Source organism: uncultured Ruminococcus sp. (assembly GCF_937915125.1).
In the GTDB taxonomy this organism is placed as follows: domain Bacteria; phylum Bacillota; class Clostridia; order Oscillospirales; family Ruminococcaceae; genus Ruminococcus_C.
Genome location: NZ_CALDMP010000096.1, coordinates 1 through 9,699, shown reverse-complemented (window position 1 = coordinate 9,699; position 9,699 = coordinate 1). Strand labels below are relative to the sequence as shown.

Here is a 9,699-nt window from a genome sequence, read left to right as displayed (position 1 = left end):
GCAAGCATATGACGTGCAAAGCCGTCAGGCGCTCTTTGTGCGGTGTTGCCTTAATCTATTATAGCACTTATTATTGCTGGTTTCAATAGAATTGTATCATTTTGTGCATAAACTCAACTGCTTTGTGCATTTTATATTGAGAAAAATGTGCTATAATGGAATCAGAAATAAAAAAAGAAAACGAAAAAAGATATCTTTTAATGGCATATGCATAATTTTCTACAATCATGAATTAACATTCTCCAGAATGCGGTTATAAGAACATGAAACAGCAGAGCATTATCTGTATTTAATTTAATATGATTCTATCCATAATTGGACATACAAAAGGCGAAAGGATTTTTATTATGAGTGAAAAGAAATACCTGAGATGGTACAACAAAATAGGCTATGGCTCAGGAGACATTGCAGGAAATGTAGTATATGCCTTACTATCCTCTTTTGTCATGATTTATCTGACGGATACCATGGGTATGAGTGCTGGAATTGTTGGTACATTGATTGCAGTTTCCAAAATTTTTGACGGTATAACAGATATTTTCTTTGGTTCAATGATTGACAAAACAAATTCCAGATTTGGAAAAGCAAGGCCCTGGATGCTTTATGGCTATGTCGGCTGCGCCATAACACTGATATCAATTTTTGCTATACCAGTTAGTATGGGAAGTTTTGCACAGTATGCCTAGTTCTTTATCTCCTATACATTATTAAATAGTGTATTCTACACGGCAAATAATATTGCCTATTCTGCATTGACGGCACTTGTTACAAAAAACAGTAAAGAACGTGTTCAGATGGGGTCATACAGATTCATTTTTGCATTTGCAACAAGTCTGCTCATTCAGTCTGTAACCTTAAAGTTTGTATCTGTAATGGGAGGCGGTGCAAGTGGATGGAGAACAGTGGCCATTATTTATGCTATAATTGGTCTTATCGTAAATACGATTTCAACTCTTTCTGTAAAGGAACTTTCTGATGAAGAACTGGCAGAAGGAGAAAATGCAAATGAAGAAGATCAGAAATACGGCATAATTGAGGCACTCAAAACTCTCATTCACAATAAATATTACATGATGATTTGTGGCACATATATCTTACAGCAAATTTATGGCGCAATGATAAATGTTGGCGTTTACTATGCGACATATGTTCTTTTTAATGAAAATATGTATGGCGTATTTTCGTGGTTTATCAATATTCCACTGATAATTGCACTTCTGTTTACACCTTTACTGGTTCAGAGGTGGAAAGGGATGTATAAGCTCAACAAATACAGTTATATGTTAGCTACTGTTGGCAGACTTCTTGTAGTAGTAGCAGGCTACCTGGGAAGCGTACCTCTTATGCTCGCATTTACAGCATTGGCAGCACTGGGACAAGGTCCGTGGCAGGGAGATATGAATGCAGTCATAGCTTCATGTTCTGAATACACATGGCTTACAAAACAAAAAAGAGTTGACGGAACAATGTATTCCTGTACATCACTCGGTGTGAAAATCGGTGGAGGTCTTGGTACTGCAATCGCAGGATGGCTTCTTGAATGGAGTGGCTATAACGGATCTCTCGCAGTACAGCCTGATTCCTGTATAAATATGCTTCACTTCATGTATCTCTGGATTCCTTTCATACTTGATCTTGTTATTACAATTATTCTTTCGAGGATGAATGTGGAAAAAGCGAATGATGAACTAAAGGCAAAATGTAAATCAGACGAATCAGGTATTCAGTAATTTATATTGGGAGGAAATGTTTATGAAATATACATTTGACTGGCTTTCAGATCCGGAAGTTTTTGCAGTTAACAGAATTGCTGCACATTCCGATCATAGGTATTATAAAAATCATGACGAAATGGAAAAACATCAATCTGAATTTATCCAGAATCTGAATGGCACATGGAAGTTTGCATGGGCAAAAAATCCGTCAGTAATGATTAAGGATTTTTACAGAGAGGATTTTAACACGGATAGTTTTAATTATATCAAAGTTCCCGGACATATGGAATTGCAGGGGTACGGAAAGCCGCAGTATGTAAATACCATGTATCCATGGGAAGGAATGGAAAATCTCCGTCCGCCGTATATTTCCGAAAAAGACAATCCTGTCGGAAGCTATGTAAGGTACTTTGACCTGGAAGATGGTCTGAAGGATAAAGATGTGTACATTTCCTTTCAAGGCGTTGAAACAGCAATTTATGTATGGCTTAACGGTGAATTTATCGGTTACAGCGAGGATTCCTTTACACCATCTGAGTTTAATCTGACAGAATATATCAAAGAGAAGAACAATAAGCTTGCAGTTGCAGTGTTCAAGAGAAGCTCTGCAAGCTGGCTGGAGGATCAGGATTTCTGGCGGTTTTCAGGTATTTTCCGTGACGTCTATCTTTATGCTGTGCCTGCGGTTCATATCCGTGACATGAAAATTGCTGCGGACTATGACTGTGAAACTGGAAACGGGCATTTTACGGCAGAACTTGATGTTATGGAAAAGAATAATGTAAAGTATTCAATAACAGCAAATCTGACCGACACTCAAGGCATTTGTGTATCAGAAACATCTGTATCTGATGGTAAAATTGACTGGCATATAGAAAACATAGCTCCCTGGAGTGCAGAAATTCCAAACCTTTATACTTTTATAGCTGAAATTAAAGATGAAAACGGAAATGTGATCGAGGTTAGTACTGTAAAAGTCGGCTTCAGGAGATTTGAACTGAAAAACGGACTTATGTGTATCAACGGAAAAAGGATCATTTTCAAGGGTATTAACCGTCATGAATTCAATATGAAGAATGGCCGCTCCGTTTCCGAGGAGGATATGCTGTTTGATATCCGGTTCATGAAAAGAAATAATATCAACGCTGTCCGTACCTGTCACTATCCCAACAATTCAAGGTGGTATGAGCTTTGTGACGAATACGGCATCTATCTCATTGATGAAACTAATCTGGAAACACACGGGACATGGCAGAAGCTTGGAGCCTGTGAACCATCATGGAATATTCCGGCATCTCTTCCGGAATGGAAGGCAGCTTGTCTTGACAGGGCAAAGTCCATGTATGAGCGTGACAAAAATCATGCAAGCGTCCTGATATGGTCCTGTGGCAACGAATCATATTGCGGTGATGATATTGCGGCAATGGCTCAATACTTTCATGAAGCTGACCCAACAAGACTTGTTCACTATGAAGGTGTAACATGGAATCGTAAATATGATGATATTACAGATATGGAGAGCAGAATGTATGCTAAGCCGGCTGATATAGAAGAATATCTGAAAAAGAACACAGGAAAGCCATATATCAGCTGTGAATATATGCACGCAATGGGCAATTCTTTAGGCGGTATGTTCCTCTATACAGACCTTGAAGATAAGTATGAAGCGTATCAGGGTGGTTTTATCTGGGATTATATTGATCAGGCACTGCAAATGGAAAAAGAAAACGGCAGAAAAGTTCTTGCTTACGGAGGAGATTTTGAAGACAGGGCTGCTGATTATGGCTTTTGCACAAACGGCATTGTATATGCAGACAGAACATATTCTCCGAAAGTACAGGAAGTAAAAGCTTTATATTCCAATATCAGAATGACAATAAGAAAAGGGATTCTGACAGTAGAAAACAAAAATTTATTTGGCGATACTGATAATCTGAAATTTGTAGTTCGACTCCTGAAAAATGGTGTTGAAATGAAAGCTGAGAGCTTCGTTTTTAGTGTGGGTGCAGGAGAAACAAAAGCTTGCAAACTTAATGTGGAAATCCCTGAGTGTCCGGGTGAATATGTATGTGAGGTTTCTGCTGTTCTTGAGAAAGATACGATATGGGCAGAAAGAGGTCATGAAATTGCATTTGCTCAGGAAGTGCTTGCAGTAAAGGAAAATTTTGTTTCAGAAAGGGGATATAAGAAGCCTTCCATTGTCTATGGTGATGTAATAATTGGGATTCATGGTGAAAACTTTTCCATGTTATTCGATAAAAAAGAAGGTGGTATCAGTTCTCTCGTTTATAACGGAAAAGAATTTATCACAAGAGTGCCGAAAGTAAGCTTCTGGAGAGCCATGACAGACAATGATACCGGTGCAGGAGAACCCGCAAAGCTTTCACAGTGGCTGATTGCAGGCAAATTCGCTTTCTGCTGCGGCGATAAAACATCAGTCAGAGAACTTGAAAATGCACTTGAAATCACATTTGTATACAATGCAGCCTGTATTTCGTTATTTGAATATAAAATCATTTATACGGCTTTTTATGACGGCAGACTTGGCGTTAAGGTAATATACCCCGGCACGGTAGATATGCCGGATATGCCAGTGTTTGCAATAGATTTCAAAATGAAAAAAACTTACAGTAATTTCAGATATTATGGAATGGGACCGGATGAAAACTACATTGACAGAGTCTCCGGTGCAAGACTTGGCTTCTGGAAGTCAGATGCTTATCAAAATTTTTCTTCCTATCTGAATCCACAGGAATGCGGAAACAGAACGGGTGTAAGGTTTATGAGTGTTTATGATGAGGAGAATATTGGGCTTACATTCAATAAAACTGAAACACCCTTTGAAATGAGTGTTCTTCCATACAGTGCCTATGAGCTTGAAAATGCTATGCACAGAGAGGAATTGCCGAATACAGATTATTCATGGGTCAGAATTGCATCGAAACAGATGGGTGTCGGTGGAGATGATTCGTGGGGAGCACCTGTGCATGATGAATTCAGAATAGATTCAAAAAAAGATATGATTCTTGAATTCGTTATTTGCCCTTTAAGCTGAAAGGCAGAAAGGAAAAACAATGATTATTAAAGACTTGATTGAAGAAATAAAAAACGGCAGACTTGATGATGTATTCAAGCAAATTTATAGATCTGTTGATATTGAAAATCAAAAGTTCAGGTATATGAATGCTGTGGAGAAATTTAAAGCGCTGTATCCAAACCGTGAGGAAATATATATTTATTCCGCACCGGGGCGTACAGAAATCGGCGGCAATCATACTGACCACCAGCATGGCTGCGTTCTTGCAGCAGCGGTTGATCTGGACATCATTGCTGTGGTAGCATTCCATAACGAGGGTGTTATCCGGGTACAGTCGGCAGGCTATCCGCAGAATTATGTGGATTTAAATGACCTTTCAGTACAGAAGAAAGAAATGGGCAGTTCGTCGGCACTGATTCGTGGGATTGCCTCCGGATTTCACGAAATGGGTGTTAAAATTTCCGGATTTGACGCATACACCACCTCTGATGTGTTGAGCGGCAGCGGTTTGTCCTCATCAGCGGCATTTGAAGTTCTGATCGGTACAATCATTGACAGCCATTACAATCGTGGGAAAGCTGGTGCTGTTGAGATTGCAAAAATCGGTCAGTATGCGGAAAATATATACTTTGGCAAAAAAAGCGGTCTTATGGACCAGATGGTAAGTTCCGTAGGCGGTCTTGTTTCCATTGATTTTCATGATACCAGAAAGCCTGCCATAAAAAGCTTTCCATATAACTTTGAAAAATCCGGTTATTGCCTGTGCGTAACCGACACGAAGGGTAGTCATGCAAATCTGACTGACGATTATGTTGCAGTGCGCTCTGAAATGGAAAGTATTGCGTCACAGTTCGAAAAAAAATTTCTCAGAGATGTAAATGAAAATGAGTTTTACAGCGCAATTCCGCAGCTTAGAGAAAAATGCTCAGACCGTGCAGTCATGAGAGCCGCACACTTCTTTGCGGAAAACAGACGTGCAGTACTGGAGGCAAACGCACTTTCAGAGGGAAATATAAGTTGTTTCCTTGAACTTGTCAGACAGTCGGGAGAGTCATCAGCAACTCTTTTGCAAAATCTGTACTCCTGTTCACAGCCAACCCAGCAGGAAATTCCCCTTGGTATTATGTTAAGCCAGAGGATTCTTGGAGAAAAGGGTGCTGTCAGGGTTCACGGCGGTGGTTTTGCAGGAACGATTCAGGCATTCGTGCCTGCGGAAAAAGTTAACGAGTATTCACAGGAAATGAACCGCATTTTTGGTGACGGCAGCTGCTATATTCTGAGGATTCGTCCTGTGGGCGGTATAGAAATAACGGAGGGATAACGATGCGTATTTTAGTATTAGGCGGTGCAGGATATATCGGTTCCCATACTGCACTGGAGCTTGTAAAAGCAGGACATGATGTAATTGTTGCGGATAATCTTGTCACAGGATACCGCAGTGCAGTTCCGGGAACGGCAAAGTTTTATGAGGGAGATATCCGGGACTCTGCCTTTCTGGATGAACTGTTCAGTTCAGAGAAAATCGACGCTATGATTCACTTTGCTGCATTTTCACTGGTAGGCGAAAGCGTTACTAATCCTCTGAAATATTATGACAACAATCTCTGCGGCACAAAGGTGCTGCTGGAAGCAATGGTGCGCCATGGCATTGACAAAATTGTTTTTTCTTCTACAGCGGCAACCTACGGCGAACCGGAGAACATTCCAATACTGGAAAGTGACAGAACCTGTCCGACAAATCCATACGGTGAAACAAAGCTTGCCATGGAAAAGATGTTCCACTGGACGGCAAAGGCACACGGACTGCGTTATGTTTCCCTGAGATATTTCAATGCCTGCGGTGCAGACGAAAGCGGCACCATCGGAGAAGCACACAATCCGGAGAGCCATTTGATCCCCCTGATTTTACAGGTGCCAAACGGCAAGCGAGAGGCAATCTCTATTTACGGCACGGATTATGATACCCCCGACGGAACCTGTATTCGTGATTATATCCACGTTACCGACCTGGCACAGGCGCATATTCTTGCAGTTCAGTATCTGATGAACGGCGGAGAAAGCGATATTTTTAATCTGGGGAACGGAATTGGCTATTCTGTCAGAGAAGTAATTAAAACGGCAAGATCCGTTACCGGACATTCTATTCCGACAATAGAAACCGTACGTCGTGCCGGTGATCCGGCAAGACTGGTAGCTTCCAGCGAAAAGGCAAAGAGGATTCTTGGCTGGAATCCGGTGCATGACAGTCTGGAAGAAATCATTGCAAGTGCATGGAACTGGCACAAAAATCACCCCAACGGATATAAAGAATAGGAGTTGAGCATATGATTTATGATGATATTCAGCGGCTGATAAGCTACGCTATAAAAAACGAACTGATAACTTCAGAGGACGTTTATGTTATACGCAATCATTTTATGGAGGTGTTTCAGCTGACCGAATGGCAGGAATCCGAAGCAGACTGTCATGATGCAGATATTGATACACTGCTCTGTCCGCTGGTTAATTATGCCTGTTCACACAATATCATTTCTGATACAACTGCCTCCCGTGACTTGTTTGATACAAAGCTTATGGGTATTCTTACACCCATGCCCAGAGAGGTGACAGCTGAATTTCGTCAATATTATGCAAAATCTCCGGAATCGGCCACAAACTGGTATTATGATTTCAGCAAGAAACTGAACTATGTCCGTCAGGGCAGAATTGCCAGGGATTTGAAGTGGACCTACGAATCAGAGTATGGCACACTGGATATCACCATAAATCGTTCTAAACCGGAGAAAGACCCGAAAGATATTGCAGCTGCAAAAGCGGCACAGTCTACGTCTTATCCAAAATGTCAGCTGTGTCCGGAAAATGCAGGATTTGCAGGAAATCTGAATCATCCGGCAAGACAGAATCTGCGCCCGATACCATTGAAAATCAGCGGAGAATCATGGCAAATACAATATTCTCCCTATGGCTACTACAACGAGCATTGCATTGTATTCAATGAAAATCATACGGCAATGAAAATTGATGATACGGTCTTTGAAAAGTTGTTTGACATCCTGGATTATCTGCCCCATTATTTTGTTGGTTCCAATGCAGATTTGCCGATTGTGGGCGGTTCAATTCTCAGTCATGAACATTTTCAGGGTGGAAGATACACATTTGCAATGGAAAAAGCAAAAATTGAAAAGAATTTCTGTATACCACAGTTTTCAAACGTACAGGCAGGCATTGTGAAATGGCCTATGTCTGTTATTCGGCTGAAATCAGAAAACAGAAGCAGTCTATCCGCAGCTTGCAGCTATATTCTGAAAAAATGGCGCACTTACAGTGATGAAAGTGCTGATATACTGGCGGTAACAAATGGAACACCGCATAACACAATCACGCCCATTGCACGCATGAACGGAAACTATTATGAATGCGACTTAGTTTTGCGCAACAATCATACAACAGAGGAACGTCCGCTGGGACTGTTTCACCCCAATCCATCTTTGCATCACATCAAAAAGGAAAATATCGGTCTGATTGAGGTCATGGGACTTGCAGTATTGCCTTCACGTCTTGCAGAAGAACTGAGTGCCGTGGAGAATGCGTTGTTGTCTGGAAAAGACCTTAACGATAATACGCAAACTGCTGCTCATGCTGAATGGGCAAAGAAAATACTGCAAAATCATCCGGATTTTTCAAAAGAAAATGCTTCAGATATTGTTCGTGCAGAGGTTGGCAAAGTTTTTGAACAGGTTTTACTGGACGCTGGTGTTTTCAAAAGAAATGAAGCTGGCAGACAGGCTTTTCACAGATTTTTATATACACTACAGACAGAAGGAGAATAAGAAAAATATATTTACGAGAAAGTATCAGACTGGTTCATTTCTTTATCATCATTCTAATTATACATTTCAGTACGGGAAATTTGTCGGTACAATATCTGTTAGTTTCTCTGATGTGTGAGGACAACCGACCATCAGAGCAGTATATACTTTACCTGGACAGGTGTCCTTGTATTATACCTGAATCCGCAAAATTGAATTTTATAAAAGCACAAAAAGTGGCTGTATTCCGAGAAAAACAAGATATTTTTCAGCTTTGAAAAGTACAGCAAGGCAACTTATGCACAAATCAAGGCTTATGTTAAGGAGCATGCAGGTTTAATAGTGTCATCTCTTAACATTGCGCAGGTAAAGCAGAAGTGCGGTATAATTGAGCGTAGCAATTTCAATAAGGCAAAGTCAGAATATTCCAGACAGCCTAACTGCCCACTGGAAAAGGAGCAAGCTATCCTTGATGCGTTTCGGCATTATAAGATGATTTGAGGAAATAAGCACTGATCGATCTTAAGATTGATCGGTGCTTTTCTCATATGTATCTTGTTCTATTTCTTGCAGAACCTCATTTCCGTATTTCAAAATTAGTTCTGCAAGTAAGTCAATAAACTGCTCAAATTCCACGCATTCCATCTTGTTATTATTTGACAATCTGTTTCACTCCTTTCTTTGACAGTGGTGTCCAGCATGTGGTTATCATGAAACGGTAATCTGTAATATGAATGGTAGGGTATTTTTCAACCAGATAATCATAGCTGGTTGCAAGGCTCTGTATATTCTATAGCGCTGTTCTAGAGCATACCACATAAAGCAAGGATACTGTGTCGATGGAGATTTCCATATCTTTATCATCATCCTGAATCCGCAAAACTCAAATTGACCTTATATCTGTTTTCGCCCTATTTTAAGGCTTAAACAAGCTTTTTTCTTGCTTAAAATTATTCACCCAAAAGGTGTACTTTTCAAAGCTGAAAAATATCTTGTTTTTCTCGGAATACAGCCACTTTTTGTGCTTTTATAAAATTCAATTTTGCGGATTCAGGTTTTAATAATATTTTGAAGTGAGGAGGATTAACATGATCAAAAAAAGAATTATTGCTTTTACTGCTGCGATGTCGATTTTATT

At 40.3% G+C, this 9,699-nt stretch carries 4 protein-coding genes and 1 pseudogene; all 5 read left to right on the top strand.

Annotated elements, in window-relative coordinates; genetic code table 11:
• The first annotated feature begins 347 nt into the window (after window positions 1-347).
• Window positions 348-1,730: pseudogene (locus Q0418_RS09850) on the top strand (MFS transporter).
• A gap of 22 nt (window positions 1,731-1,752) precedes the next feature.
• Window positions 1,753-4,770 (top strand): glycoside hydrolase family 2 TIM barrel-domain containing protein, encoded by a 3,018-nt coding sequence (locus Q0418_RS09845; protein WP_298483964.1) that lies wholly within the window; start codon window positions 1,753-1,755, stop codon window positions 4,768-4,770.
• Between the two features lie 124 nt (window positions 4,771-4,894).
• A complete protein-coding gene (locus Q0418_RS09840) occupies window positions 4,895-6,073 on the top strand; it encodes a galactokinase family protein (protein ID WP_298483963.1) in 1,179 nt (392 codons plus the stop codon).
• A gap of 2 nt (window positions 6,074-6,075) precedes the next feature.
• Complete coding sequence (gene galE / locus Q0418_RS09835) at window positions 6,076-7,065, top strand: UDP-glucose 4-epimerase GalE (RefSeq protein ID WP_298483962.1); 990 nt, start codon at window positions 6,076-6,078, stop codon at window positions 7,063-7,065.
• Between the two features lie 11 nt (window positions 7,066-7,076).
• Window positions 7,077-8,582: a UDP-glucose--hexose-1-phosphate uridylyltransferase gene (locus Q0418_RS09830; RefSeq protein WP_298483961.1), complete on the top strand. Its 1,506-nt coding sequence runs from the start codon at window positions 7,077-7,079 to the stop codon at window positions 8,580-8,582.
• Window positions 8,583-9,699: the final 1,117 nt, after the last annotated feature.